Source organism: Streptomyces sp. NPDC048197 (genome assembly GCF_043202395.1).
Lineage (GTDB): Bacteria > Actinomycetota > Actinomycetes > Streptomycetales > Streptomycetaceae > Streptomyces > Streptomyces siderophoricus.
Map to the genome: position 1 here is coordinate 175197 of NZ_JBIDAJ010000001.1, position 25658 is coordinate 200854.

Sequence of the window (25658 nt, forward strand, 5' to 3'; positions counted from 1 at the left end):
CCGCCGATGCGCTAGCGGCCCCTCCACGCGGTCGAGTGCGACCCCGTGAGCGCTACTCGCCGTTGCGCCTGCGGCCCCTCCCACGTACTCGGCTGCGCCGCCGTACCTGGAGCCCGCCGATGCGCTAGCGGCCCCTCCACGCGGTCGAGTGCGACCCCGTGAGCGCTACTCGCCGTTGCGCCTGCGGCCCCTCCCACGTACTCGGCTGCGGCGCCGTACCTGGAGCCCGCCGATGCGCTGGCGGCCCCTCCCCCGTACTTGGCCGTCCCGCCACGGTTGTTGTTCGCCGTTGCGCCTGCGGCGGGCTGGGTGGGTGTTGGGTGCGGTGCCAGCCCTACGGACTTCGTCCTCCGGTCTGTCCCCTCCCGTGGTGGGCGGGAAGAGGCCGGTGGGGGTGCACGTATGCGGGCGACCGTGCTGGCCGGCGGGAGGCGGGTGGTCCGCGTGCCGTCCGAGGGGCGTTGGGCCTGCTTGCGCTGTCGTACGAGCGGCCGCTGAGGCCCGTATGGCCAACCGGGCCGGCAACGGGCCTCCTGCGTCGCCATACGGGCCAGGGACGGCTCTTGTGGCGCTGGGCCGGGCAGGAGGCATCTCTTGTGGCTGCGTACCGGGAGGGGCGCCCGTTGCGCCTCCCTGCGGGCAGAGGACGCCCCTTGCGCCTCCCTGCGGGCAGGGGACGGCCCTTGCGCCTCCGTACGGGCAGTGGATGGCTCTTGTGCCGCCGGTCCGGCGCGGGCCCGTGACTGGGTGGTGAAGGGCCCGCTGCCCGCTTCCACCGAGACGTCCGCGACCGGGCCGGAGACCGCGCAGCGCACCAGCCGCGTGTGCTGTGCAGCCGCCACCCGGCCCGCCGCCGCGCAGGCGGCGGCCGGGCCCCGTACGGCTCGGTCCGCGGCCGCCAGCGCGGCCAGGTCGGCGGCGCCGCCCGCCCGGTGGCGTGCCGTGACGGCCTGGCCAAGTCCCATCAGGGCCAGGAAGACCGCGCACAGCGCCGCGGCGGCGAAGACCGTGCAGACCGTCGCCGAGCCCTCATCGCCCCACCGTTTCCTCCGCAAGAGCCACCGCCTCCCCTCCGACGCGTACCGTCAGCTCCCCGACACCGGGCAGTGCGGCCTCGACCCGTACCCGCACCAGATCGCCCTCCCGGACCAGCGCCACCCGCGCGCCCCGGGGCGCCACGCGCCGGGCGGCCGCGAGCACCGCCGTCCGCGGTTCCGAGCGCGCGGCCGCCCGGGCCCCGGCCCGCGCCGCGTCCACGCACTCGATGCGGGCGCAGGCGGCCATGAGGCCCCAGATGAGCACCGCCACGACCACCACCAGCACCGGGAGCACCAGAGCCGTCTCCGCGGTCACGGAGCCGGTGTCGCGCGCCCTCCGCGGGGCCGCGCGGGCCCCGCGGAGTGTCCTCCCGCCGTCACGACGGTGCATGGAGCGCCTGCTCGATCAATGACCGCAACGCCGCACGCACGGTGCCGCTCGTGATGAGCCGGTAGAACACCACGGCCAGCGCACAGGCCGCGAGCGTGACGATCGCGTACTCGGCCGTTGCCATCCCACGGTCGTCGGCCGCCTTCCCGCACAGCCGCTTCTTCCATCGCCGGAACATGCCAACCCCCGTTCCCCGGCCGCCTCCCGGCCGGTTGGTTGTCGTTGTCGCTGTCGTTGTCTGGGTCGTGTGGTTGCTTGGTTGTTGTCGCTGTTGTTGTCGCTGTGGTCGTATTGGTTGCTCGGGTTGTTGTCGTCGGCTGGTGACGTCTTCTCGTGCTCGCGTCGGCGCCTCGTTGCCCGCCCTTCTGGTCGGCCCGTGTGGTCACTCCTCGTCGTCAGTCCCGCAGTCAGTTGCGTCCCAGCAGGCCGTCCGCCAAGCCGATGAGCACCGGGGCCACCCCGAGCAGGAGGAACGCCGGGAGAAAGCAACCGGCCAGCGGGAGGGTGACCAGCACGCCGGCCCGCCGGGCCCGTGCGGCCGCGGCTCTGTCCCGTTCGGCGCGTAGAGCAGCGGCGATCCGGGATGCGGACTCCACCGCCGGCACGCCGGATATCCCGGCTCGCTCCATGCAGCGGGCGAGTTCCTCGGCGCCGGGCAGTGCGGCCAACCGCCGCCAGACGACGGCCGGTTCGCCTCCCAGTCGCAGCTCCGCCGCCACTTGCCGCAGCCGTTCGGCCACCGGCCCGTCGAGGGACCGGCCGACCGCTTCGGCCGCCTCGCGTGGACCTGCTCCCGCCGCCAGGCAGGCGGCCAACAGGTCGGCGGCCGGCGCCAGTTGCCGGTGCACCTCCTCGGCCGCCGACCGTGCGGCCTGCGCCGCCTGGTGGCGCGCCAGCCTGCGGTGCGCGACGAAACCTGCGACGAGACCCGCCAGGACGCCGGCCGCGCCGCCGATGAGGAGGGCCACGCAGACCGCCGCTCCCAGCGGCCCGGCCCATCTCGCCGGCCCCCCGGCTCCCGCTGGACGGCCCCGGGCCTTCGCTCGGGTACGACTTGCGCGCCCACCGGGCCCCAGGAGCCGGCTCGACCCGCCGGGCCCGCCCTCGCGGCCGCCGTCCGCGGCCGGCCCGTGGCCCAGGACGGCCACCGCCCGTCTCCGTACGGCCCGGCGCCGGCGCGCCTCGTCCAGCACCGCCATTGCTGCCACCGCCGCCGTCGCACACAGCAGCACCGTTGCGACGGGCGACACGACGGGTGACGCGGCGGCCACCGTCATCCCCATCCTGTGGACAACCTCCGCGACGTCGATGCTTGCGTCCACCATCGCGCTCACCACATGCCCCTTATGCGCACTTTCCGTGCGCCTGCGCCTTCGTTCCGCACTTCCGCACCCCGCGTGCCTCGCGTCCCCCGTGTGCCTCCCGCGCCTTCCGTGCCTCGCGCGTCGTCCGCCCCTTTCATGTCGTCCGCCCCTTCCGCTTCACCCGTCCCTCGCGTGGCTCGCACGCCCTCCGTGCCGCGCGTGCCTTCCGCTTCCGCGACGATCCGGGTCGTCCACGCCACCCCGCCCCCCTCCAGGAACCCGCCGAGCACCAGGCAGCCCCAGCCGGCCGGGGAGTGCAGCAGCACTCCGAGGGGGTCGGCGCCCAATGCGGTGCCCATCAGGAGGCCGCCCACCGGGAGCAGCGCCAGCATCAGCGCGGTTGCCCGGGGGCCGGCCAACTGGGCCCGCAGTTCCTCGCGCAGCTCCCTGCGGACGCGGAGTCCGGTCGCGATCCGCTCCAGACCGGCGGCCAGGCCCGCACCGCCCTCGACCGCCACCTGCCAGCACGCCGCCACCGCGGTGAGGCCCTCGGCCCCGGGCTGCCGCGCCGCGGCCCGTAGCGCTCGGGGCACGTCCCCGCCGTAACGCGCCGCCGCGGCCGCCGCCCGGCCCGCCGGGCCCAGCGCCGGTGGCGCCCCCGCGGCGTACAGCGCCTGGGCCGGCTGCCGACCGGCCCGCAGCTCCCCGGCCACCGCCGCGCACAGCCCGATCACCTCGGCGGTCCGCCGCTCGCGCGCCCGTTCCGCCCGACGGCCGGCGAGCCACCGCCGAACGAGGTACCCCGCCACCGGTGCCGCGAGCACCGGCAGCACGGACCCGCCCAGTACGCCCAGCGCCAGCCCGGCGGGCAGGCACCACAGCTCCCGGCCGAGGTCGGCCCGGCGTCCGAGGCGCCAGCGCCGCTCCCCGTCGGTCACGCGTCCCGCACACCACGCCCGTACCTCCTCCAGCCGCGGGGCCCGCCCCTGGGCAGTCCGGTCGCCCGCATCGCCCCCGAGGACCGCCCGGGCCCGCCGCCGTACCTCCTCCCGTCTCCCGGTCGCCAGCCGGGCCGCGGCCCCCGCACACACCACCGCGCCCACCAGCGCCAGCCCTGCGCCGTTCATGACCACTCGCCTCCGCCGCGATCGCACAGGCGGCTCAACCGCCCCCACCCGTGGGCCGGTTGGAAGCCGTCCGGGCTCCAGAGCGCCGCCGGGACGGTCACCACACAGCCGTCGAGATTGCGCTCCAGGACGTGCACCTCGGCGATCCGGCGGCGGCCGGCCCGGTCGCGTACGAGGTGGAGGACGACGGAGAGCGCGGCTGCCAACTGGCTGTGCAGGGCGGCCCGGTCCAGGCCCGCGGTCGAGCCGAGGGCCTCCAGGCGGGCGGGGACGTCGCAGGCGGCGTTGGCGTGGACCGTGCCGCAGCCGCCCTCATGGCCCGTATTGAGGGCGGCCAGCAGGTCCGTGACCTCCGGGCCCCGCACCTCGCCCACCACCAGCCGGTCCGGCCGCATCCGGAGCGCCTGGCGTACGAGGTCCCGCAGCGTGACCCGGCCGGCGCCCTCCTGATTGGCGGGCCGGGTCTCCAGCCGCACCACATGGGGGTGGTCGGGGCGCAGCTCCGCCGAGTCCTCGGCCAGGACGATCCGCTCGGCCGGGCCGACCAGTCCGAGCAGCGTGCTGAGGAGCGTGGTCTTGCCGGAGCCCGTACCACCGCTGACCAGGAAGGACAGCCGGGCCGCCAGCACCGCCCGGAGCAGCCGGTCGCCGCCGGGAGGGACCGTCCCGGCCGCGACCAGCTCCGCGAGCGCGAAGGCCCTGGGCCGCAGCACCCGTAAGGACAGGCACGTCCCGCCGACCGCCACCGGGGGCAGGACGGCGTGCAGCCGGGTGCCGTCCGGAAGCCGGGCGTCCACCCATGGCCGGGCATCGTCCAGCCGCCGGCCGGCCACCGCCGCCAGCCGCTGGGCGAGCCGGCGGACCTCAGCGCCGTCCCGGAAGCGGACATCCGTGCGCTCCAGGCCGGCGCCGCGGTCCACCCACACCTCGTCCGGCGCGGTGACCAGGACGTCCGTCACGTCGGGCGCGGCCAGCAGCGGCTCCAGCGGTCCGCTGCCCACCATCTCGGAGCGCAACGCCCCCACCACGCCGAGCACTTCGGTGTCCCCCAGCAGCCGCCCTTCCTCGCGCAGCGCCACCGCCACCCGGGCCGGGGTCGGCTCCGCCCCGGCTTCGGCGAGTCGTCGCCGCACCGCCTCCAGCAGGCCCTCGCCCTGTTTCACGGCCGGCCTCCGTCCGCTCCGTCCGGGCGCGCAGCCGGTTCCACGCCGCCGGGCGCCCCCATCCGGGCCGCTCCCGGCTCCGCGGCGCCGTCCCGGCCACCCGCCGCCCGGGACCAGAACTCCCCGCAGAAGCGCGCCAGCGGACCGCGAGCCTGGGAGCCCGGTGGCAGACCGCGGGCCAGGTCCGCGAACAGGCCAAGCTCCCAGGGGAGTTCACCGGCCAGTGGGAGGTCCATGAGGCGGGCGATCTCGGCCGGGGGCAGGCCGTGTCCATGGCGGTCGGGGGTTCCGCGCGCCACCAGCCGCAGATCGCCGAGCAGGGGCCGCACCCCGCCGACCACCCGTCGGGCCGCCGCGACCGCCCGCAGCTCCGTGGGAACCAGCAGCAGCCCGACGTCCACCTGGGACAGCGCCTCCGCCGTCGCCTCGTCGGCGCGGCGCGGCAGGTCCACCACCACGACCCCGCCGCGCCGGCGTGCCGCGGAGACGACCGCGCGCATGGCCGGCGGCGGAATGGCGACCTCGGTGCCCCGGTCCCAGCTGAGGACCCGTAGGGAGTGCAGCCGGGGCAGGGACTCCTCCAGGGCGCCGCAGGCCACCCGGCCGCGCGACTCGGCGAAGGCCGGCCAGCGCAGTCCCTTCTCCTTCTCCCCGCCCAGCAGGACGTCCAGCCCGCCGCCCAGCGGGTCGCCGTCGACCAGCATCGTGCGCCGCCCCGTCCGCGCGGCGGTGACGGCCAGCGCGGCGGCCAGGGTGCTCGCCCCGGCGCCACCGCGGCCGCCGATGACGCCCACCGTGAGGGCCGGCGGCCCGTCCCCCTCGACCGCGTCGGCGATCCGGTCGACCAGCCAGCGCTCGCCGTCGGGAAGGCCGAGGACCCGCTCGGCGCCCAGGGCGACGGCCTGCCGCCAGGTCTCGGGGTCGTCGGTGCCCCGGGCCGCGAGGATCACGCCCGGGCGGCGTCCGGCACCGCGTAACCGGCCCGCGCAGTCGGCCCCGACGATCACCAGGGGCGCCGCCTCCCAGCCCCCTTTGCGGGCCGGCAGGCCGTGCGCCACCTCGGGCAGCGCGCCGGCCGCCGCACACAGCCGCAGTAGGTCGTCGAGGAGCCCTTCGTCCTCGGTGATGACCAGTGGGCCGCCCCACTCTTCGCCGGCCCGGGCCGGCCCTTCCGATGGCATGGTTCCAGCCATGTCCGTCCCCCTATCGCTACGCGACCCGCACTCGCGAACTCGCGGACTTTTACGATGCAGGGATCGGAAAATCCGGGTGGATCTTGGTCCAAATCTGTGGACAACTCCGCGCCTGTGAATATCCCCGTCACCTATTCCAGCGACCGGCGGCCACTTCCGTGACGCAAGAGGGCCTCGCGAGGTGCTCCAGGGGCCCGTGGGAGCGGTCCGCCCAAGCCTTCCTCAGAGCAGCGTGGTGACTACGGTGCGTAAGGGGGAGGAGGCGTCGTGACGGCCGGCGCCGAGCGGGCGCAAAGACGGGCGGATCGGTGCCTCGAGGCAGAAAAGGCCCCCGGACATGCGACGACCCCCGCCGGGGGGGAGAGCGGGGGTCGTCCCCACGGCCGACTCGGGGGGGGGAGGAGCCGGACCGGGTTAGCACGGTCGCGAACGATCCGTGACTTCCATGGTGTACCCGAGAGCCTTCTCAGGCAAACCCACGCGCCACACCTTACGCCGAATGGTGGGCCGCCTATGCTCGCCCCGTGGAAAACCACTCCGTGCCTCACTCGACGCCCCGTACTGCCGCGTTCTTCGACTTGGACAAGACCGTCATTGCTAAGTCGAGCACGCTGACCTTCAGCAAGTCGTTCTACCAAGGCGGCCTGATCAATCGGCGGGCCGTACTGCGCACTGCGTATGCCCAGTTCGTGTTCCTCGCGGGCGGTGCCGATCACGATCAGATGGAGCGGATGCGGGAATATCTCTCCTCCTTGTGCCGCGGCTGGGATGTGTCCCAGGTGCGGGAGATCGTCGCCGAGACACTGCACGATCTGATCGACCCGATCATTTACGACGAGGCGGCCTCACTCATCGAGGAGCATCACGCCGCCGGACGTGATGTCGTCATTGTCTCCACCTCGGGTGCCGAGGTCGTCGAACCGATCGGGGAACTTCTCGGTGCCGACCGGGTCGTGGCCACCCGTATGGTCGTCGGCGAGGACGGCCGATTCACCGGAGAGGTGGAGTATTACGCCTACGGCCCCACCAAGGCGGAGGCCGTCCGGGAGCTCGCCGAGTCCGAGGGTTACGACCTGGAGCGCTGTTTTGCGTACAGCGATTCGGCAACCGATGTCCCGATGCTGTCGGCCGTGGGGCATCCGTACGCGGTCAATCCGGACCGCGCGCTGCGCCGCGAGGCCGTCGCGCGGGGCTGGCCGGTGCTCTCCTTCAACCGCCCGGTTCCGCTCAAACAACGGCTGCCGGCGCTGTCCATGCCGTCCCGGCCGGCGCTCGCCGCCATGGCCGCGGTGAGCGCGGCGGCCGCCACCGCCACCCTGGTCTGGTACGCGAGCCGGCGGAAAACCGCAAAGCCGCGCCTCGCCCGTATTGGCCGGCCCGGCCGCGCCGCCCGTATTGACCGCGTTTGAAGCCAAACGTAAAGATCTGCGGCCCGGGGTTCCGCTTGCCCGGTACGAGTAGTACAAAGGACTTAACGGCCCGCGAGACCAAGGACATCCGAGAGGAACACCTTTAACGCAGAAAGTGGCCCACGGACCGATGCATGAATGCCGGGCACCCACGCGACGCCGACCCGTCGATTACGGGCCAGCCGCACCAGGTAACCGGACGAAGATTCCGACCTGATGGGCAAATATTCGAGCACGCCTGGTAACCCGGCAGACATGCCAGCGGCGGTACCACCGATTGGTACCGCCGCAACCCTGTGTTCGGGCCAAATCAAGCAATGCGTTCCGGAATTCCGGCTACCGGGTCGGATACCGCCGCCCACAACGGCCGGATACTGCGCCCCCGCCGCTTATGCCGCGCCGCGCTGGAGGGCCTCGCAGACCGCCGTGCTCTCCCGTACGCCGAGTTCGACCGCCCGTCCACAGTGGGCGATCCATCCGGCGACGCCCTCCGGGGTGCCCGAGACATAACCCTCCAGGGCCGCCACATAGGCCGCCCGGCCCAGTTCCGCGTGCCCCACCTCGGCGGGGCAGATCGCCTTGGGGTCCAGTCCGCTGCCGACCAGCACGACCCGTTCCGCGGCACGGGCGACCAGCCCGTTGTGCGAGGCGAACGGCCGTAGCGCCAGCAGTTCGCCGTGCACCACGGCGGCGAGCACCAGGGCCGGCGCCTCCGTGCCGGCCAGCAGCAGTCGCGACAGGCCGTCCAGCCGCCCGGCCACCTCGTCGGCGTCCGGCAGCGGCAGCTCGACGAGCGGCTCGTCCACCGGCTCCCCGGCGAGCCGGGGCCGCCCCACCGTCTCGTCCGCCGCCTCCTTGCCGGCCGCCACAAGGTGGAGCCGCGCCAGTACCCGCAGCGGCGACTGCCGCCACACGCTCAGCAGCTGGCCGGCCTCGGCGGTCAGCCGCAGGGCCGCGCCGACCGTCCGCGGCTCGCCCTCGACGCCGAAGTCGGTCCGGCGCCTGACCTCTTCGAGCGCCCAGTCGGCGCCCGACAGGGCCGCGGAACCGCGCGCTCCGCGCAGCGCCGCCTCGGAACTGACCTCGTTGCTGCGACGCCGCATGATCCGGTGCCCGTAGACCCGGTCGACGCCCTTGCGCACGGAGTCCACGGAGTCGGCGACTCCCGGGAGCAAGGCCAGGGTCGCGAGCGGATCGTCGCTCGCCTTCGGGGGTGCGGGGGTGGTCCCCCGGGAGTTTCCAGCCATGGGTACGACCCTACGCACCGGCAGCCCGAACCCCTCGAAGGAGTGGTCTTCTTCACGCAGAGCTCTCACTCACCGGAACCGCCGGATTACCCTTTGTGAACATGAAGATCGCTTTCGTAGGCAAGGGCGGCAGCGGCAAGACCACCCTCTCCTCCCTGTTCGTCCGCCATCTCGCCGCGGCCCGGATCCCCGTGATCGCCGTGGACGCCGACATCAACCAGCATCTGGGTGCCGCGCTCGGCCTCGACGAGGCGGAGGCGGCCGCGCTTCCCGCGATGGGCACCCATCTCCCGCTGATCAAGGACTATTTGCGCGGCAGCAACCCCCGGATCCCGTCCGCCGAAGCCATGATCAAGACGACCCCGCCCGGCGAGGGATCGCGTCTCCTGCGGGTCTGCGAGGACAACCCCGTCTACGACGCGTGCGCGCGGACGGTGGAACTGGACGGCACCCCGGTCCGGCTGATGGCGACCGGCCCGTTCACCGAGTCGGACCTCGGCGTGGCCTGTTACCACTCCAAGGTCGGCGCCGTCGAACTGTGCCTGAACCACCTTGTTGACGGCCGCGAGGAGTATGTCGTGGTCGACATGACGGCCGGGTCCGACTCCTTCGCCTCCGGGATGTTCACCCGCTTCGACATGACCTTCCTGGTCGCCGAGCCGACCCGTAAGGGCGTCGCGGTCTACCGCCAGTACAAGGAGTACGCCCGGGATTTCGGGGTCCCCCTCAAGGTGGTGGGCAACAAGGTCCAGGGGCCGGACGACCTGGCGTTCCTGCGCGACGCGACGGGCGACGACCTGCTGGTGACGGTCGGGCAGTCGGAGTGGGTGCGCGCCATGGAGAAGGGCCGCCCGGCCCGCTTCGCCTATCTGGAGCAGGCCAACCGGCGCGCCCTGGAGACGCTGCACGACACCGCCGATGCGACCTATGGGCGTCGCGACTGGGAGCGCTACACGCGCCAGACGGTGCACTTCCACCTGAAGAACGCGGAGAGCTGGGGCAACGCCAAGACGGGCGTCGATCTCGCGGCCCAGGTCGACCCGGCGTTCGTCCTCTCCGAGGGGACGGCAGCCCCGCAGCCGGCCTGATGGCCGGCCGGCGCGAGTCGTCGCACGGCTCGCGCCGGACCCGCACGGACCGGCCGTCCCGTTTACCGATCCCGGCAACGCCGGAGCCGGGATCTTCACCCGATAGAGGGGTGGATTGGGGCAAATGACCGGAAAGTCTTCTCCGGACCTTTACGCGTCATTACGCTTCGTTTACCGCTGCTTGAGAGTCACCGGACCGTCACCCACCGCGACGCCCACCGGCCGGCTCGCGACCCGCCGCAGTACACCGCCGCCCACGATCGCGCCCCGCGCGACCGCGTCGCCCCGGAGGAGACGGGAATGTCGCAGATCGAGAAGTCGCCGCCGCAGCCGCCCCGCTCCCCGCACCGGGCCGCCGTCCCTCCCGAGCCGCTCCTCCAGCCCCTCGAACCCCCGGCCAAGCGGGCCGGCCGGGCCGCCTGGCTCCGGGACCTCTCCGCCTCGGCCGTCGTCTTCCTGCTCGCCGTCCCGCTGTCGCTCGGCGTCGCGCTGGCCACCGGGGCCCCGCTCCAGGCCGGACTGATCGCCGCGGTCGTCGGCGGCATCGTCGCCGGGCTGCTGGGCGGCGCACCCCTTCAGGTGAGCGGCGCCGCCACCGGCCTCCTGGTGGTCACCACCGACCTCGTCCAGCGCTACGGCTGGCGGGCCACCTGCGCCATCACGGTCCTGGCCGGACTGACCCAACTCGCCCTGGGCGCCCTGCGGGTGGCCCGGGCGACGCTGGCGGTCAGCCCGGCGATCGTGCACGGCATGCTGGCCGGCATCGGGGCCACCATCGCCATCGGGCAGCTCCATGTGGTGCTCGGCGGCCGGCCCGACAGTTCGGCGCTCGACAACGTCGCCGCCCTCCCCGACCAGCTGGCGCATCCGCACCCCACCGCGCTGCTGATCGGCGCCGTCACCGTGGCCGTACTCGCCGGCTGGGGGCGGCTGCCGGGCCGTGCCGGGCGGTGGGCGCGGGCGCTGCCGGCCCCACTGGTCGCGGTGGCCGCCGCGACGGCGGTCGGCGCGGGGTCGGCGGTGCCGCGCGTGGCGCTGCCCAACTGGCAGGTGCCGACCCTCCCGGTGCTGCCGGAGGCGTCCGTTCCGGCCCTGGCCGCCGCGGTACTGACCGTTACCTTCGTCGCCAGCATGGAGTCGCTGCTGTCCGCCGTGGCCGTGGACCGGCTCGCCGCCGAGCGGCCCGCGGCCCCCACCGGCCGCCTGGCCCTCAACCGCGAACTGGCTGCCCAGGGGGCGGCCAACGCCGTCTCCGGCCTACTGGGCGGGCTGCCCGTCTCCGGGGGTGCGATCCGTGGCTCGGCCAACGTAAGGGCCGGCGCCGTCACCCGCCGCGCCACCGTGCTGCACGGCGTGTGGGTGCTGCTGTGCGCCGGCCTGTCGGCGGCCGCCCTGGAGCTCATCCCGCTTGCAGCACTGGCCGCCCTGGTGATGGTGGTCGGCGTACGGATGGTGAGCTTCGCGCACATCCGGCACGTCCAGCGGCACCGTGAATTCCCGGTCTACGCCGCCACGTTGGGCGGTGTGGTGCTGCTCGGCGTCCTCCAGGGCGTGCTGACCGGCATCACCGTCGCGGCCTTCCTCGCACTGCGCCGGCTGACCCACACGCGCGTCACCGTCACGAAGGAGGACGAGGGCTACCGGGTGCGCATCAGCGGTCAGTTGACGTTCCTGGCGGTGCCGCGGCTGACCCGGGCGCTGGCGCTGGTCCCGGCCCACACCGATGTCGTCATCGAACTCCGCGGCTCCTTCATGGACCACGCCGCCCACGAGGCGCTGCAGTCCTGGTCGGCGGCCCATCGGGCGCACGGCGGCTGGGTGACCCTCGGTGGCCGCTCGGCCCGGCCGCTCGCCGAGACCACCGGCGCGCACTCCTGCCGGCCGTGGACGCCGTGGCGCCACCACGAGTGCACCCGGACCGCCCCGGACCAGGCCCGGACACCGGAGGGCAGCAGCCAACTGCTAGGCGGAATCAGTGCGTTCCAGCGCCATACGGCCCCGCTGGTGCGCGAGGAGCTGGCCCGGCTGGCGCGCGAGGGCCAGCGGCCCACCCAGCTGTTCCTGACCTGCGCCGACTCCCGGGTGGTCACGAGCATGATCACCGCCAGCGGTCCGGGCGACCTGTTCACCGTGCGCAATGTCGGCAATCTGATGCCCCCGCCCGGCTCGGAGGCCTCGTGCGACTCCGTGGCAGCGGCGATCGAGTACGCGGTCGAGGTCCTGCGGGTCGGTTCGATCACGGTGTGCGGGCATTCCGGATGCGGCGCCATGGGGGCCCTGCTGGATTCCGCGGCCCCCGAGGACGGCGAGCCGACCCCGCTCTCCCGCTGGCTGCGGCACGGTCTGCCGAGCCTGGCCCGAATGCAGCGCATCGGGCGGCTGGGCCGGGGAGAAGTCGCGCTGTGCGGTCGGCCGGTGAGCGATGATCAGGAACGGCTGGCCCTCGTCAACGTCCGGCAGCAGCTCGACCACCTCAGGGCACACGCCTGCGTGGCGCGCCGGGTGGCGGAGGGAGCGCTCACCCTGCACGGGATGTACTTCCATGTCGGCGAGGCCCAGGCGTACGTGCTCGACGAGGCCACCGGGCGGTTCCGCGCGGTCCGCGGCGAGGCGTCCCCGGCCCGGGCCTGACCTGCGCCGAAGGCCGCCGGTCAGCACGGAACCGACTGGCCGTCAACAGGTCTGGACCATTTTTTGTCCACAGCCCTTGTCAGGGGCCCGTGCGGGCTGATGAGCTATGGCCTGGGACACATCGGACACCCCTGTGATTGGGAGAAGTCGTGAGCAACGAAAGCCTGGCCAACCTGCTCAAAGAGGAACGGCGGTTCACACCCCCCGCCGAGCTGGCCGCGCACGCCAACGTCACGGCTGCCGCGTACGAACAGGGCGCGGCGGACCGGCTGCGCTTCTGGGCCGAGCAGGCCCGGCGCCTGTCCTGGGAGACCGAGCCCACCCAGACCCTCGACTGGTCCAACCCACCCTTCGCGAAGTGGTTCGCCGACGGCAAGCTGAACGTCGCCTACAACTGCGTCGACCGCCATGTGGAGAACGGCCTGGGCGACCGGGTCGCCGTCCACTTCGAGGGCGAGCCGGGCGACAGCCGCTCCCTGACCTACGCCGAGCTGCAGCGCGAGGTCTCCAAGGCCGCCCACGCCCTCACCGAGCTGGGCGTGCGGGCCGGTGACCGGGTCGCCATCTACATGCCGATGATCCCGGAGACGGTCGTCGCCATGCTGGCCTGCGCCCGTCTGGGCGCGCCGCATTCGGTGGTCTTCGGCGGCTTCTCCGCGGACGCGCTGGCGACCCGGATCAACGACGCCGACGCCCGCGTCGTGATCACCGCCGACGGCGGCTACCGCCGCGGAAAGGCCTCCGCCCTCAAGCCGGCCGTCGACGAGGCCCTGACCAGGCCCGGCACGGAGAACGTCCGCAGTGTGCTCGTGGTGCGCCGTACGGGCCAGGAGGACATCGCCTGGCACGAGGGCCGCGACGTGTGGTGGCACGAGATCGTCGACCGGCAGAGCGAGACGCACACCCCCGAGGCGTTCGACGCCGAGCACCCGCTGTTCATCCTCTACACCTCCGGGACGACGGGTAAGCCCAAGGGCATCCTGCACACCACCGGCGGCTACCTCACCCAGGTGTCGTACACCCACCACGCCGTCTTCGACCTCAAGCCGGAATCGGACGTCTACTGGTGCACCGCCGACGTCGGCTGGGTGACGGGCCACTCGTACATCGTCTACGGCCCGCTCTCCAACGGCGCGACCGAGGTGCTCTACGAGGGCACCCCGGACACCCCGCACCAGGGCCGCTGGTGGGAGATCGTCCAGAAGTACGGCGTGACGATCCTCTACACCGCGCCGACCGCGATCCGGGCCTGCATGAAGTGGGGCGACGACATCCCGGCGAAGTTCGACCTGTCGTCGCTGCGCGTCCTGGGCTCGGTGGGCGAGCCGATCAACCCCGAGGCGTGGATGTGGTACCGCAAGCACATCGGCGCGGACTCGGCGCCGATCGTGGACACCTGGTGGCAGACGGAGACCGGCGCGGTGATGCTCAGCCCGCTGCCGGGCGTCACGGCGACCAAGCCCGGCTCCGCGCAGGTGCCGCTGCCCGGCATCTCGGCGACGGTCGTGGACGACGACGCCAACGAGGTGCCCAACGGCGCCGGCGGCTACCTCGTCCTGACCGAGCCGTGGCCGTCGATGCTGCGCACGATCTGGGGCGACGACCAGCGCTACCTCGACACGTACTGGTCCCGCTTCGAGGGCAAGTACTTCGCCGGCGACGGCGCGAAGAAGGACGACGACGGCGACATCTGGCTGCTCGGCCGGGTCGACGACGTGATGCTGGTGTCCGGGCACAACATCTCCACCACCGAGGTCGAGTCCGCGCTGGTCTCGCACCCGAAGGTGGCCGAGGCCGCGGTCGTCGGCGCCACCGACCCGCAGACCACCCAGGCCATCTGCGCCTTCGTCATCCTGCGCGGCAGCGCGGCGGAGGACGAGGGCCTGGTCGAGGAGCTGCGTGCCCATGTCGCCCAGCAGCTCGGCCCGATCGCCAAGCCCAAGCGGATCCTGCCGGTGGCGGAGCTGCCCAAGACCCGCTCCGGCAAGATCATGCGGCGGCTGCTGCGTGACGTCGCCGAGAACCGCGACCTCGGGGACGTCTCGACGCTGACCGACTCCTCGGTCATGGACCTGATCCAGGCGAAGCTGCCGAGCGCGGCCTCCGAGGACTGAGCCGGACCCCGGCGGAGGGGGCACCGGGCCGGCGGCGGCCCGGTGCCCCCTCACGCGTACGGCACGCCTCCCCGCCCCCGGTACATCGGCCCTCCGCCCCGGCAGCCACCTGCCCGTTTTGCCCGTAAAGTGAGGCCACCGAGTACTCCCTCGCACCCGCCCGGTACAGTGGGAACCGCGTCAATGACGCGCTAAGAAACTCTGGGTGCGCCGGGAAGTCTGGTCGGCAACTGACACAGCCGTACACAGCTGCCGAAGGCCGGAGGTCACCGCGTGAGCGCGCCCACGAGCAACCGCCGATCCATATTCCTCGGGCGGATGTCCCTGCCCGAGCGGAATTTCGTCGCCGATGCGCTGCGCGCGGAGACCGTCGGCGGGATCCTCCTCCTCGCCGCCGCCGTGGCCGCGCTGATCTGGGCGAACACCCTCGGCGCAAGCTACGAGGCGGTCCGCGGCTTCCACCTCGGCCCGGCCTCCCTCGGGCTCGACCTCTCCGTCCAGCACTGGTCCGCCAACGGCCTGCTGGCCCTCTTCTTCTTCGTCGCCGGCATCGAGCTCAAGCGCGAACTGGTCGCCGGCGAACTCCGCGACCCCAAGGCCGCCGCGCTCCCGGTCATCGCCGCCCTCTGCGGCATGGTGACGCCCGCGCTCGTCTACGTCACCGTCAACGGCCTCAACGCCGGGTCCCTACGGGGCTGGGCCGTCCCCACCGCCACCGACATCGCCTTCGCGCTCGCCGTCCTCGCCGTGATCGGCACCGCGCTGCCCGCCGCGCTGCGCGCCTTCCTGCTCACCCTCGCCGTCGTCGACGACCTCTTCGCGATCCTGATCATCGCGGTCTTCTTCACCTCGACGATCAATTTCCTGGCGCTCGGCTTCGCCGCCGTCGGCCTGGCGGCCTTCTACCTGCTGCTGCGCAAGGGCGTCCGCGGCTGGTACGTCTACGTGCCCCTCGGCGTGGTCATCTGGGCGCTGATGGAGAACAGCGGGGTGCACGCCACCATCGCCGGCGTCGCCATGGGCCTGATGCTGCGCTGCCACCGCCGCGACGGCGAGACCCGGTCCCCCGGCGAGCACATCGAGCACCTGGTCCGCCCGCTGTCGGCCGGTCTGGCCGTGCCGCTGTTCGCCCTGTTCTCCGCCGGGGTGTCGCTCTCCGGCGGCGCCCTCCACGAGGTCTTCACCCGCCCGGAGACGCTCGGTGTCGTCCTCGGCCTGATAGTGGGCAAGGCGCTGGGCATCTTCGGCGGTACGTGGTTCACCGCCCGCTTCACCCGGGCCGAGCTGAACCCCGACCTCAAGTGGCCGGACGTCTTCGCACTCGCCTCCCTGGCCGGCATCGGCTTCACCGTCTCCCTGCTGATCGGCGAGCTCGCCTTCGCCGGCAACGCCGCGCTGACCGACGAGATCAAGGCATCGGTGCTCGTCGGCTCGCTGCTCGCGGCCGTCTTCGCCGGCATCCTGCTCAAGATCCGCAACGCCAAGTACAAGAAGCTGACGGAGGACGAGGAGCGGGACGAGGACCAGGACGGCATCCCCGACGTCTACGAACTCGACAAACCGGAATACCACCTTCGGATGGCCGCGATCCACGAGGCAAAGGCCGCCGAACACCGGCGGCTTGCCGAAGTGGCCTCCGGCACGCACGCCGGAGACGATGGTCCGGCATGATCTGAGAGGCTTTGCATCCGGTTGACGAGATGAGGGAGACGGCGATGAGCGCAGCCGACACAGGCGCGGACCGCAGCCTCGGACAGCTGGTGGCCACGGCCACCGCCGAGATGTCCGCACTGGTGCACGACGAGATCGCGCTGGCCAAGGCGGAGCTGCGGCAGGACGCCAAGCGGGCCGGCATCGGCAGCGCCGCGTTCGTCGTGGCGGGTTCGCTGGCGCTGTTCGCGCTGCCGGTGCTCAGCTTCGCGGCGGCGTACGGCATCCACAACCTCGGCCTGGGGCTCGCCTGGTCCTTCCTGATCGTGGGCGGCGCCTTCCTGGTACTCGCCGGTCTGCTGGCCCTCATCGCCATGGCCAAGATCAAGAAGATCAAGAAGCCGGAGAAGTCGATCAACTCCGCCCGGGAGACCGCGGCCGTGCTGCAGAACGCCAAGCCGCACCCGCGCGTGGAGACCAAGGACCATCCGGTCCTGGAGTCTGTGACACGCTCGTCGGTATGACAGCCCCTGACAGCACCGCCTCGGTCGTCCGCCTGGACGTCCCCGGCGACAGAGAGGTGTCGCACCGCGACGTCGCGGCGAACGGTGCGCGCTTCCACATCGCCGAGATGGGCGACGGCCCGCTGGTGCTCCTGCTGCACGGCTTCCCGCAGTTCTGGTGGACCTGGCGGCATCAGCTCCCGGCGCTCGCCGACGCGGGCTTCCGCGCGGTCGCGATGGACCTGCGCGGCGTCGGCGGCAGCGACCGCACCCCGCGCGGTTACGACCCGGCGAACCTCGCGCTGGACGTCACCGGCGTCATACGGTCCCTGGGCGAACCGGACGCCGCGCTCGTCGGGCACGACCTCGGCGGCTATCTCGCCTGGACCGCGGCGGTGATGCGGCCGAAGCTGGTGCGCCGGCTCGCGGTGGCCTCGATGCCGCACCCGCGGCGCTGGCGCGCGGCGATGCTCGCCGACGTCCGGCAGAGCGCCCGGAGTTCGCACATCTGGAGCTTCCAGCGGCCCTGGCTACCGGAGCGGCGGCTGACCGCGGACGACGCGGCACAGGTCGGCCGGATGATCCGGGACTGGTCCGGCCCCCAACTGCCGGACGACGAGGCGGTCGAGGTCTACCGGCGCGCGATGAGCATCCCCTCGACCGCGCACTGCTCGATCGAGCCGTACCGCTGGATGGTGCGGTCGCTGGCGCGCCCCGACGGCATCCAGTTCAACCGCCGGATGAAGCTGCCGGTCCGGGTCCCGACCCTGCATCTGCACGGGTCGCTGGACCCGGTGATGCGCACCCGCAGCGCGGCCGGTTCCGGGGAGTACGTCGAAGCCCCCTACCGCTGGCGGCTGTTCGACGGGCTCGGGCACTTCCCGCACGAGGAGGACCCGGTGGCGTTCTCCACCGAGCTGATCAACTGGCTGAAGGACCCGGAACCGGACCGCTGACGGGGCGGGCGCGTACCGCTCGGCGGAGCGCGTGCACCCGGCGCTCGAACGCGCGTATGGCGAACGGCGACTTGCCCGGCGCATAGGCCAATTGGCCGTCTCCGAGGCGGTTACGGACCTTGGGCCACGGGCAGAGTCGAGGGTATGGGCTGGACGCACGACTACCGTGACGTGGCACGCAACCGCCGCAGCAGTGCCGCTGCCGTGGGCACTCAGGACAGGGGCACTCCGGACCTCAGGTCCGGCGCGTCCCCCGATCCGGCGCATCCGATGGGCATTCCGCGCATCCTGCGCCGCCGGGCGCGCTGGATGAGCGCGCGCCTGCGCCATCCCCGCACCTGACTGCACCTGACCGCACCCGCGCCGGGCGACGTCCGGACGGTGCCAGGCGTCTCGTCGGCGCCCCAGCGGCTCCCTGCGGTGCGTACGCCCCTGCCAGAGCCGTCTACGCACCGCCGAGGCATGCGAGGGCGCCCCGGGCCGCTCAGGGCGCCCTGGCCGCCTCAGATCGCGCAGCCCTGGCTGTCGACCTGCCGCTCGGCCGTACGGCCCTTGAGGGCGTCCTGGTGGACCTCGTCGGCGGTCAGTGCGTAGCCGGTGCGCGAGTCGTCCAGCGACTTCGCGAAGACGACGCCGTAGACCTCGCCGTTCGGGGTGAGCAGCGGACCGCCCGAGTTGCCCTGCCGGACCGTGGCGTAGAGCGAGTAGACGTCGCGGCCGACCGTGCCGCGGTGGTAGATGTCCGGGCCGGTCGCCTGGATGCGGCTGCGGATACGGGCCGCGCGGACGTCGTAGCCGCCGTTCTCCGGGAAGCCGGCCACGATGGCGCTCCTGCCGCTGCTCGCGTCCGTCTTGGCGAAGTGCAGCGCCGGGGCGTCCAGGGAGGGCACGTCCAGGACGGCGATGTCGCGCCGCCAGTCGTAGAGCACGACCCTGGCGTCGTACGTCCGGCCCTCGCCGCCCACCTGGACGGTCGGCTCGTTCACCCCGCCGACCACGTGGGCGTTGGTCATCACCCGGTGCCGGCCGAACACGAAACCGCTGCCTTCGAGGACCTTGCCGCAGCTCGGGGCGGTGCCGACGACCTTGACGATGCTGCGCCTGGCCTGCGCGGCCACCGGGCTGGTGGCCAGCTGGGGGTCGGGCGCCGGCACGTTGTGGATCGGTTCGTTGGAGAACGGCGTGAAGACCTGCGGGAAGCCGTTCTGCGCGAGCACCGACGAGAAGTCCGCGAACCAGGTGCTGGCCTGCTGCGGCATCACCCGGGACACCCCGAGCAGCACCTTGGAGTTACGGACCTCCTTGCCCAGCGTGGGCAGGGACGTGCCGGCCAGCGCGGAGCCGATCAGCCAGGCCACCAGCAGCATCGCGACGACGTTGACCAGCGCGCCGCCGGTCGCGTCCAGCGCTCTCGCCGGTGACCAGGTGATGTGGCGGCGGAGTTTGTTGCCCAGGTGGGTGGTGAGCGCCTGGCCCACGGACGCGCACACGATCACGATGGCGACCGCCGCGATGGCCGCGAAGGTACCTGGCGTGGCGTCGCCGGTGACCTCGTTCCAGATCAAGGGCAGCACGTAGACCGCGATCAGGCCGCCTCCGAGGAAGCCGATCACGGACAGGATGCCGACGACAAAACCTTGCCGGTAGCCGACGATCGCGAACCACACGGCCGCGACCAGCAGCAGAATGTCCAGGACGTTCACGCCGGACACCGTCTCACGAGCGCCAGTCGAGCGGGACCTGCTTGTCACGGTCCCACGGATTCTCCCACCCCGCGTAGTACAGGATCCGGTCGATCACCCCGGCCGTAAAGCCCCAGACCAGGGCGTTCTCGACGAGGAAGGCCGGACCCACGTGGCCACTGGGGTGGCGCGTGGTCACACGATGGGCGGGATCCGTGAGATCGGCCACGGGGACCGTGAACACCCGGGCGGTCTCCGCCTCGTCCACCGGGCCGACCGGGCTCGGCCGCCGCCACCAGCCCAGGACCGGGGTCACCACGAAGCCGCTGACGGGGATGTACAGCCGCGGCAGCACGCCGAAGACCTGCACACCGGACGGGTCCAGACCGGTCTCCTCCTGGGCCTCGCGCAGCGCCGCCCGCACCGGACCGGCGCCCTCCGGATCGCCGTCCTCCGGGTCGAGGGCACCACCGGGGAAGGAGGGCTGGCCCGCATGGGAGCGCAGGGTGCCGGCCCGCTCCATCAGGAGCAGCTCGGGGCCGCGCGGACCGTGGCCGAAGAGGATCAGCACCGCGGACTGCCGGCCGCCGTTCTCGGGCGGCAGGAAGCGGCTGAGCTGGTGGGGCTCGACCGTGGCGGCCGCGCGGGCCACCGGCTCCAGCCACTCGGGCAGGCCGTCGGCCGAGACCGTGACCTCCCCGCCGGTCGCCGCGCCGGGTGCCGTCGCGCCGACGCCCGTCTCCTCGCCGTACTGCTGCTCCCGTGCACTCCTCATACGCGCCCCCTCAGGCCTGGCTCGGATCATCGGTCCCCCGAGGGGGCGTCATGGCTGCCGTCACGAAGCGGCGGCCGGGGGCGCCAGCGGAGGCGCCGGCTGCCCCGGGTAGTCCGGCGGCGGCTTCAGGCGCTGGCCCGGCTGGCCGCCCAGCTCGTACTTCAGCAGCTTCCTGGCCTTCTCCGGGTCCGTCTCGCCCTCGCCGTACGAGGGGCACAGCGGGGCGATGGCGCAGGCGCCGCAGGCGGGCTTGCGGGAGTGGCACACCCGGCGGCCGTGGAAGACGACGCGGTGCGAGAGCATCGTCCACTCGCTCTCGGGGAAGATCGCCGCGACGTCCGCCTCGACCTTCTCCGCGTCCTGTTCGGTGGTCCAGCCGAAGCGGCGGGCAAGACGGCCGAAGTGGGTGTCGACGGTGATACCGGGGACGCCGAAGGCGTTGCCGAGCACCACATTGGCGGTCTTGCGGCCGACTCCGGGGAGCGTGACCAGATCCTCCAGGCGGCCCGGCACCTCGCCGCCGAAGCGGTCGCGCAGCGCCGCGGACAGGCCGAGCAGCGCCTTGCTCTTGGCCCGGAAGAAGCCGGTCGGGCGGATCAGCTCCTCCAGCTCCTCCGGGGGCATGGCGGCCATGTCCTCGGGCGTCGGGCAGACCGCGAACAGCCGCGGCGTGGTCTGGTTGACCCTCAGGTCGGTGGTCTGGGCCGACAGGACCGTGGCGACCAGCAGCTCGAAGGGGTTGCTGAAGTCCAGCTCGGGGTGCGCGTACGGATACAGCTCGGCGAGCCCGTCGTTGATCTCGTGGGCCCGGCGCACCATGGCCGCACGCGACTCGGCCTTGCGCGCGGGGGCCTTCTTGGCGGGGGCGGTCTTCTTGGTGGCGGTGGCGGTCTTCTTCGCCGTGGTCTTCTTGGTGGCGGTCTTCTTGGCCGCTGCCTTTTTGGCGGGGGCGGCCTTCTTGGCCGTCGCCTTCTTCGTGACGGCCTTCTTCATGACGGCCTTCTTCGCGGCCGCCGGCTTCTCGGGAGTTTCGTTCACGGCGGCCTTCTTCCCTGCCGAGGTGGTACGTACCGAGGTCGGGCCCGCCTCGTTCGTGTCCTGCGTCGTGGACCGCGACGCGCCAGACTTCCGGACGGTCGGGTTCCGGGTGGGCCTCACCCCGGAGAGCGATTTGTTACTTTTATCCGGATCGGAAGCTCCGCCGGACGCCTGTTCGCCCACAGCGGAATCATCTCCCGCGCTCACTCGTCCGGCCCCCAGTCCTCTGCTCTCACCGGCGTATTGGACACTCGGCCAGACTAAGGCCAGCCACTGACATCCGGCTCGATCACCGTGATCCCTGACTCCAATCGGCCCCCTGCCTTATGGCTCGGGCCACCGGTCCGGCAAACTTGTGATTGATCGCACTGTTTTGCATTCCGGCATGATGGGGACCACAGTCCCCCGGAGCATGTCGACAAGGAGAGATCTCGTGGACGACGTTCTGCGGCGCGCACCGCTCTTCGCGGCGCTCGATGACGAGCAGGCGGCCGAGCTGCGCGCCTCGATGGGAGAGGTCACGCTCGCCCGCGGCGACGCCCTGTTCCACGAAGGGGACCCCGGCGACCGCCTGTACGTGGTCACCGAGGGCAAGGTGAAGCTGCACCGCACCTCCCCCGACGGCCGGGAGAACATGCTCGCCGTCCTCGGCCCCGGAGAGCTGATCGGTGAGCTCTCACTGTTCGACCCGGGCCCGCGCACGGCCACCGCCTCCGCCCTCACCGAGGTCAAGCTCCTCGGCCTGGGCCACGGCGACCTCCAGCCCTGGCTGAACGCCCGCCCGGAGGTGGCCACGGCCCTGCTGCGTGCGGTCGCCCGCCGACTGCGCAAGACCAACGACCAGATGTCCGACCTGGTCTTCTCGGACGTGCCGGGCCGCGTGGCGCGCGCCCTGCTCGACCTGTCGCGCCGCTTCGGCGTGCAGTCCGAGGAAGGCATCCATGTCGTGCACGACCTGACCCAGGAGGAGCTGGCCCAGCTGGTGGGCGCCTCCCGTGAGACGGTCAACAAGGCCCTGGCGGACTTCGCGGGCCGCGGCTGGCTGCGCCTGGAGGCGCGCGCCGTGATCCTGCTGGACGTCGAGCGGCTCGCCAAGCGCTCGCGCTGACAAACCGGCAAAAAATACGGCGAAGGGCCCTGCTCCGGCGGGGCCCTTCGCCGTAGTGGCGCCATGACGCCCGAGGGGATCCACGACGGGACCCACGACAGGACGCACCACGGCACGGGCGCTGGCCCTGGCAGAGGCACCGGCAGAGGCCTGGACCGCGACGGCTGGTTCGTACGGGAGGGCTCACTGGAGCGGGTGCCTCGTTACCGCCCCGCCTCGCTCCTCGCCCGCGAGTAGGCCCCCGGCGCAGCAAGCGCCTCCTGGGGCACCCGGTCCCCCTGAAGGGGTCACTCCTCGATCAGCCCGTGCTCCCCCAGGTACTCCAGCTGCGCCCGCACCGACAGTTCGGCGGCCGGCCACAGGGAGCGGTCGACATCGGCGTACACACTGGCGACGACCTCGGCCGCGGTCCGGTGGCCGGCCTCGACCGCGGTCTCCACCTGGGCGAGCCGGTTCGCACGGTGCGCCAGATAGAACTCCACCGCGCCCTGGGCATCGTTCAGCACCGGCCCGTGGCCCGGCAGGACCGTGGCCACCCCGTCGTCCACCGTGAGGGAGCGCAGTCGGCGCAGCGAGTCGAGATAGTCGCCCAGCCGCCCGTCGGGGTGCGCCACCACGGTGGTGCCGCGGCCCAGGATCGTGTCACCGGTCAGAACGGCGCGGTCGGCCGGGAGATGGAAGGAGAGCGAATCGGCGGTGTGCCCCGGGGTGGGCACCACCCGCAGTTCGAGGCCGCCTGTGGTGATGACGTCCCCCGCGGCGAGCCCTTCGCCACCGAGGCGCAGCGCCGGGTCCAGCGCCCTTACGGACGACCGGGTCAGCTCGGCGAACCGGGCGGCGCCGTCGGCGTGATCCGGATGACCGTGGGTCAGCAACGTCAGCGCGATGCGCCTGCCGGCCCGTTCGGCGGTGTCGATGACGGCCTGGAGGTGGCTCTCGTCGAGCGGCCCGGGATCGATGACGACGGCCAGGTCGGAGTCCGGCTCGGCGACTATCCAGGTGTTGGTGCCGTCGAGGGTCATCGCCGACGGGTTGGGCGCCAGCACGCAGTGTGCCCGTGTAGTGGCGGGCCCGGAGATCACTCCGCCCCGGGGCTGGCCCGGGAGAGCGGCTGCTTCGGTCATGTGAGGGTCCCTCCCGAGGTGCCGGTGCCTCCGGACGTGCCGGCGGCTCCTGGGACGTCGGTGGCCCGCTGGGCCCCTGAGGGGCCGTCGGACCCGCCCCCCGCCTCTGTGGCCCCGGGCGCCACGGAACCGCCCCCGGCGGATGCGCCCTCGGCGGCACCGTCCCCGGCACCGCCTCCCGGCGCGATGTGCTTGGTGAACTCGTCGTGGCCCGGCCAGCTCAGTACGATCTCGCCGCCCACGAGACGCGCCTGCGCCAATACGGGCGTCAGGTCCTGCGCCTGGGCGGCGGCCAGCGCGTCCGCGACGGTGGCGTACGGCTCCAGCGCGCGCAGCGTCGCGATCGTCGGCGGCATCATCAGCAGCTCGCCGCGGTCGTACCCGGCGGCCGCCTCCCCCGGCCGGATCCACAACGCGAGGTCCGCCTCCCCGGCCGCGACGGCGTTCTCCCCGGGGCTCACCGGCTGCCCCTGGGGAAGCGTGCGCTGGCCCTCGGGCAGTGCGGCGACGAAGAACCACGTGTCGTAGCGCCGGGGCTCGAACTCCGGGGTGATCCAGCGCGCCCAGGCGGCCAGCAGGTCGGAGCGCAGGACCAGGCCACGGCGGCTCAGGAAGTCGGCGAAGGACAGCTCGTGGGCCACCAGCGCGGCCCGGTCGGCCTCCCAGTCCTCGCCCGTGGTGTCCGCGACGACCGTGTCCGCCGAGTCCCCGGCGAGCAGCACGCCCGCCTCCTCGAACGTCTCCCGTACGGCCGCGCAGACGATGGCCTGTGCGGTGGCCGGATCGACGCCCATACGGACCGCCCACTCGGCGCGCGACGGCCCGGCCCAGGCCACCGGGCGTTCGTCACGGGGATCGACCGCACCACCCGGATAGGCGTACGCGCCCCCGGCGAAGGCCATGGAGGTGCGTCTGCGCAGCATGTGGACGGCGGGGCCGCCGCTGGCGGTGTCGCGCAGCAGCAGGACGGTCGCGGCCCGGCGGGGCTCGGCAGGGGTGAGCTCGCCGTTCGCGAGCGCCCGGATGCGGCCCGGCCACTCCGGTGGGTACCACTGGCCATTCGTCGTGGACGACATGGCCGGATGCTATGCGCTCACGCGCGGATGTTCGAGGGGTCCTTTTCCGCCGGGCCGCGGCCGGCGTCCGCTCCGGCCGGCCGGCGGGAGCGCGCTCCTACCAGGCGCGCGCCTCCCGCGGCCGCCGGACAGCCGCCATCGGCCCGTACGGACCGCACGGCCCGTACAGACCGCACGACTCGCACGAGACCCGTCCCGGCGGCCGGAAACGGCTAGGCCTACGCCTCGTCGGCGACCTCGACCTGGATCTCGACCTCGACCGGCGCGTCGAGCGGCAGCACGGCCACACCCACGGCGGAGCGGGCGTGCACGCCCTTGTCGCCGAGGATCTCGCCGAGCAGCTCGCTGGCGCCGTTGAGGACGCCCGGCTGGCCGGTGAAGTCCGGCGCGGAGGCCACGAACCCGACGACCTTCACCACGCGCCGGATCTTGTCCAGGTCGCCGATGACGGACTTCACGGCGGCCAGCGCGTTGAGCGCACAGGTCGCGGCGAGCTCCTGGGCCCGCTCCGCGCTGACCTCGGCGCCCACCTTGCCGGTCACCGGCAGTGCGCCGCCCACCATGGGCAGCTGGCCGGAGCTGAAGACGTACGAGCCGGAGCGCACCGCGGGCTGGTAGACCGCCAGCGGCGGCACGACGTCCGGCAGCTTCAGGCCGAGCGCCGCGATCTTGTCCTCCGCCGCGCTCACGCCGTGTACTCCGTCTTCTGGCGCTTCATGTAGGCCACCAGCTGCTCGGGGTTGTTGGGGCCCGGCACGACCTGGACCAGCTCCCAGCCGTCCTCGCCCCAGGTGTCCAGAATCTGCTTCGTCGCGTGCACCAGCAGCGGCACGGTCGAGTATTCCCACTTGGTCATGGGCCGAGCGTAATGCCTGTCCAGGGCGGCGGCGGACGCCGTCCACCACGGGCCGCCCGGTCCGCCCCGACCGGTCCCCTAAGGGACAACCCTGACCCGCCTCCGGGTCCGGCACGGGCGGATCTCCGGGTCTTCCCAGGCGTATCCCGTGCGTAGCCGCGACGCGGACTGGTTAGGCTCCTTTGC

General features: G+C 72.9%; 23 protein-coding genes and 1 pseudogene. 9 read left to right on the forward strand and 15 right to left on the reverse strand.

Features of this window, described 5'->3' with window-relative positions; genetic code table 11:
- Window positions 1–11: 11 nt before the first annotated feature.
- The 7 genes from ACGF4C_RS00845 to ssd all read right to left on the reverse strand — a co-directional run bounded on the left by ACGF4C_RS00845 (window position 12) and on the right by ssd (window position 6215).
- Complete coding sequence (locus tag ACGF4C_RS00845) at window positions 12–1055, reverse strand: Rv3654c family TadE-like protein (protein WP_393562194.1); 1044 nt, start codon at window positions 1053–1055, stop codon at window positions 12–14.
- Window positions 1030–1428: a TadE family type IV pilus minor pilin gene (locus ACGF4C_RS00850; RefSeq protein ID WP_393562196.1), complete on the reverse strand. Its 399-nt coding sequence runs from the start codon at window positions 1426–1428 to the stop codon at window positions 1030–1032. The genes ACGF4C_RS00845 and ACGF4C_RS00850 overlap by 26 nt, the downstream gene beginning before the upstream one ends.
- Window positions 1415–1606 carry a DUF4244 domain-containing protein gene (locus ACGF4C_RS00855; RefSeq protein ID WP_393562198.1) on the reverse strand — a complete coding sequence of 64 codons (192 nt, stop codon included), beginning with the start codon at window positions 1604–1606 and terminating at the stop codon, window positions 1415–1417. Before ACGF4C_RS00855 ends, ACGF4C_RS00850 begins: the two co-directional genes overlap by 14 nt.
- A gap of 229 nt (window positions 1607–1835) precedes the next feature.
- Window positions 1836–2753, reverse strand: a complete 918-nt coding sequence (locus ACGF4C_RS00860) for a type II secretion system F family protein (RefSeq protein ID WP_393562810.1) — start codon at window positions 2751–2753, stop codon at window positions 1836–1838.
- A 5-nt stretch (window positions 2754–2758) separates the two neighbouring features.
- A complete protein-coding gene (locus tag ACGF4C_RS00865) occupies window positions 2759–3859 on the reverse strand; it encodes a type II secretion system F family protein (protein ID WP_393562200.1) in 1101 nt (366 codons plus the stop codon).
- On the reverse strand, window positions 3856–5022 hold the full coding sequence (locus ACGF4C_RS00870) for a TadA family conjugal transfer-associated ATPase (protein WP_393562202.1): 1167 nt from the start codon (window positions 5020–5022) through the stop codon (window positions 3856–3858). The genes ACGF4C_RS00865 and ACGF4C_RS00870 overlap by 4 nt, the downstream gene beginning before the upstream one ends.
- On the reverse strand, window positions 5019–6215 hold the full coding sequence (gene ssd / locus ACGF4C_RS00875) for a septum site-determining protein Ssd (protein WP_393562204.1): 1197 nt from the start codon (window positions 6213–6215) through the stop codon (window positions 5019–5021). The genes ACGF4C_RS00870 and ssd overlap by 4 nt, the downstream gene beginning before the upstream one ends.
- Before the next feature lie 524 nt (window positions 6216–6739).
- On the opposite strand from ssd, the gene ACGF4C_RS00880 reads away from it, so the two are divergent.
- Complete coding sequence (locus tag ACGF4C_RS00880; RefSeq protein WP_393562206.1) at window positions 6740–7624, forward strand: HAD family hydrolase; 885 nt, start codon at window positions 6740–6742, stop codon at window positions 7622–7624.
- A 389-nt stretch (window positions 7625–8013) separates the two neighbouring features.
- Here the strand turns inward: ACGF4C_RS00880 and ACGF4C_RS00885 are convergent, their stop codons facing one another.
- The gene (locus tag ACGF4C_RS00885) at window positions 8014–8871 is read right to left on the reverse strand and encodes an oxidoreductase (protein ID WP_362137234.1); all 858 of its coding nucleotides are present in this window, start codon (window positions 8869–8871) and stop codon (window positions 8014–8016) included.
- A gap of 101 nt (window positions 8872–8972) precedes the next feature.
- Between ACGF4C_RS00885 and ACGF4C_RS00890 the strand changes: the two genes are divergently transcribed.
- The 7 genes from ACGF4C_RS00890 to ACGF4C_RS00920 all read left to right on the forward strand — a co-directional run bounded on the left by ACGF4C_RS00890 (window position 8973) and on the right by ACGF4C_RS00920 (window position 18155).
- Window positions 8973–9959 (forward strand): ATP-binding protein, encoded by a 987-nt coding sequence (locus ACGF4C_RS00890; protein WP_393562208.1) that lies wholly within the window; start codon window positions 8973–8975, stop codon window positions 9957–9959.
- Between the two features lie 300 nt (window positions 9960–10259).
- Window positions 10260–12590 (forward strand): SulP family inorganic anion transporter, encoded by a 2331-nt coding sequence (locus ACGF4C_RS00895; protein WP_393562210.1) that lies wholly within the window; start codon window positions 10260–10262, stop codon window positions 12588–12590.
- 149 nt (window positions 12591–12739) lie between these two features.
- Complete coding sequence (acs, locus tag ACGF4C_RS00900; RefSeq protein WP_393562211.1) at window positions 12740–14704, forward strand: acetate--CoA ligase; 1965 nt, start codon at window positions 12740–12742, stop codon at window positions 14702–14704.
- A 273-nt stretch (window positions 14705–14977) separates the two neighbouring features.
- Window positions 14978–16375 carry a Na+/H+ antiporter NhaA gene (gene nhaA / locus ACGF4C_RS00905; RefSeq protein WP_393562212.1) on the forward strand — a complete coding sequence of 466 codons (1398 nt, stop codon included), beginning with the start codon at window positions 14978–14980 and terminating at the stop codon, window positions 16373–16375.
- A 44-nt stretch (window positions 16376–16419) separates the two neighbouring features.
- Window positions 16420–16878, forward strand: a complete 459-nt coding sequence (locus tag ACGF4C_RS00910; protein ID WP_362137239.1) for a phage holin family protein — start codon at window positions 16420–16422, stop codon at window positions 16876–16878.
- Window positions 16875–17813 (forward strand): alpha/beta fold hydrolase, encoded by a 939-nt coding sequence (locus ACGF4C_RS00915; RefSeq protein ID WP_393562213.1) that lies wholly within the window; start codon window positions 16875–16877, stop codon window positions 17811–17813. The genes ACGF4C_RS00910 and ACGF4C_RS00915 overlap by 4 nt, the downstream gene beginning before the upstream one ends.
- 144 nt (window positions 17814–17957) lie before the next feature.
- Window positions 17958–18155 (forward strand): hypothetical protein, encoded by a 198-nt coding sequence (locus ACGF4C_RS00920; RefSeq protein WP_078866024.1) that lies wholly within the window; start codon window positions 17958–17960, stop codon window positions 18153–18155.
- A 161-nt stretch (window positions 18156–18316) separates the two neighbouring features.
- Here ACGF4C_RS00920 and ACGF4C_RS00925 read toward each other — a convergent pair whose 3' ends face one another.
- From ACGF4C_RS00925 to nth, 3 genes are read right to left on the reverse strand one after another with little or no spacing between them, the layout of a single operon-like run.
- The gene (locus tag ACGF4C_RS00925) at window positions 18317–19516 is read right to left on the reverse strand and encodes a MarP family serine protease (RefSeq protein WP_393562215.1); all 1200 of its coding nucleotides are present in this window, start codon (window positions 19514–19516) and stop codon (window positions 18317–18319) included.
- A 13-nt stretch (window positions 19517–19529) separates the two neighbouring features.
- On the reverse strand, window positions 19530–20270 hold the full coding sequence (locus ACGF4C_RS00930; RefSeq protein WP_393562216.1) for an NUDIX hydrolase: 741 nt from the start codon (window positions 20268–20270) through the stop codon (window positions 19530–19532).
- 60 nt (window positions 20271–20330) lie between these two features.
- Complete coding sequence (nth, locus tag ACGF4C_RS00935) at window positions 20331–21308, reverse strand: endonuclease III (protein WP_393562218.1); 978 nt, start codon at window positions 21306–21308, stop codon at window positions 20331–20333.
- A 433-nt stretch (window positions 21309–21741) separates the two neighbouring features.
- Here nth and ACGF4C_RS00940 point away from each other — a divergent pair, with 433 nt between their 5' ends.
- Window positions 21742–22416 carry a Crp/Fnr family transcriptional regulator gene (locus tag ACGF4C_RS00940; RefSeq protein ID WP_006604164.1) on the forward strand — a complete coding sequence of 225 codons (675 nt, stop codon included), beginning with the start codon at window positions 21742–21744 and terminating at the stop codon, window positions 22414–22416.
- A gap of 287 nt (window positions 22417–22703) precedes the next feature.
- On the opposite strand, the gene ACGF4C_RS00945 is transcribed toward ACGF4C_RS00940, so the two are convergent.
- From ACGF4C_RS00945 to ACGF4C_RS00960, 4 genes and pseudogenes are all read right to left on the reverse strand, one after another.
- Window positions 22704–23540, reverse strand: a complete 837-nt coding sequence (locus ACGF4C_RS00945) for an MBL fold metallo-hydrolase (protein WP_393562220.1) — start codon at window positions 23538–23540, stop codon at window positions 22704–22706.
- Between the two features lie 125 nt (window positions 23541–23665).
- A pseudogene (locus ACGF4C_RS00950) lies at window positions 23666–24616 on the reverse strand (NUDIX hydrolase); the annotation flags it as partial.
- 218 nt (window positions 24617–24834) lie between these two features.
- Window positions 24835–25305, reverse strand: a complete 471-nt coding sequence (locus tag ACGF4C_RS00955; protein ID WP_201809432.1) for a RidA family protein — start codon at window positions 25303–25305, stop codon at window positions 24835–24837.
- Window positions 25302–25472, reverse strand: coding sequence for a DUF4177 domain-containing protein (locus ACGF4C_RS00960; protein ID WP_362137246.1), 171 nt, complete (start codon window positions 25470–25472; stop codon window positions 25302–25304). The genes ACGF4C_RS00955 and ACGF4C_RS00960 overlap by 4 nt, the downstream gene beginning before the upstream one ends.
- Between the last annotated feature and the right edge of the window lie 186 nt (window positions 25473–25658).

Coding starts and splice junctions, on each gene's coding strand:
- ACGF4C_RS00960 (WP_362137246.1), bottom strand. CDS start 25,472: ATGACCAAGTGGGAATACTCGACCGTGCCGCTGCTGGTGCACGCGACG.
- ACGF4C_RS00865 (WP_393562200.1), bottom strand. CDS start 3,859: ATGAACGGCGCAGGGCTGGCGCTGGTGGGCGCGGTGGTGTGTGCGGGG.
- ACGF4C_RS00890 (WP_393562208.1), top strand. CDS start 8,973: ATGAAGATCGCTTTCGTAGGCAAGGGCGGCAGCGGCAAGACCACCCTC.
- ACGF4C_RS00930 (WP_393562216.1), bottom strand. CDS start 20,270: ATGAGGAGTGCACGGGAGCAGCAGTACGGCGAGGAGACGGGCGTCGGC.
- ACGF4C_RS00945 (WP_393562220.1), bottom strand. CDS start 23,540: ATGACCGAAGCAGCCGCTCTCCCGGGCCAGCCCCGGGGCGGAGTGATC.
- ACGF4C_RS00850 (WP_393562196.1), bottom strand. CDS start 1,428: ATGCACCGTCGTGACGGCGGGAGGACACTCCGCGGGGCCCGCGCGGCC.
- ACGF4C_RS00855 (WP_393562198.1), bottom strand. CDS start 1,606: ATGTTCCGGCGATGGAAGAAGCGGCTGTGCGGGAAGGCGGCCGACGAC.
- ACGF4C_RS00860 (WP_393562810.1), bottom strand. CDS start 2,753: ATGGTGGACGCAAGCATCGACGTCGCGGAGGTTGTCCACAGGATGGGG.
- ACGF4C_RS00895 (WP_393562210.1), top strand. CDS start 10,260: ATGTCGCAGATCGAGAAGTCGCCGCCGCAGCCGCCCCGCTCCCCGCAC.
- ACGF4C_RS00915 (WP_393562213.1), top strand. CDS start 16,875: ATGACAGCCCCTGACAGCACCGCCTCGGTCGTCCGCCTGGACGTCCCC.
- ACGF4C_RS00910 (WP_362137239.1), top strand. CDS start 16,420: ATGAGCGCAGCCGACACAGGCGCGGACCGCAGCCTCGGACAGCTGGTG.
- ssd (WP_393562204.1), bottom strand. CDS start 6,215: ATGGCTGGAACCATGCCATCGGAAGGGCCGGCCCGGGCCGGCGAAGAG.
- ACGF4C_RS00885 (WP_362137234.1), bottom strand. CDS start 8,871: ATGGCTGGAAACTCCCGGGGGACCACCCCCGCACCCCCGAAGGCGAGC.
- ACGF4C_RS00920 (WP_078866024.1), top strand. CDS start 17,958: ATGGGCTGGACGCACGACTACCGTGACGTGGCACGCAACCGCCGCAGC.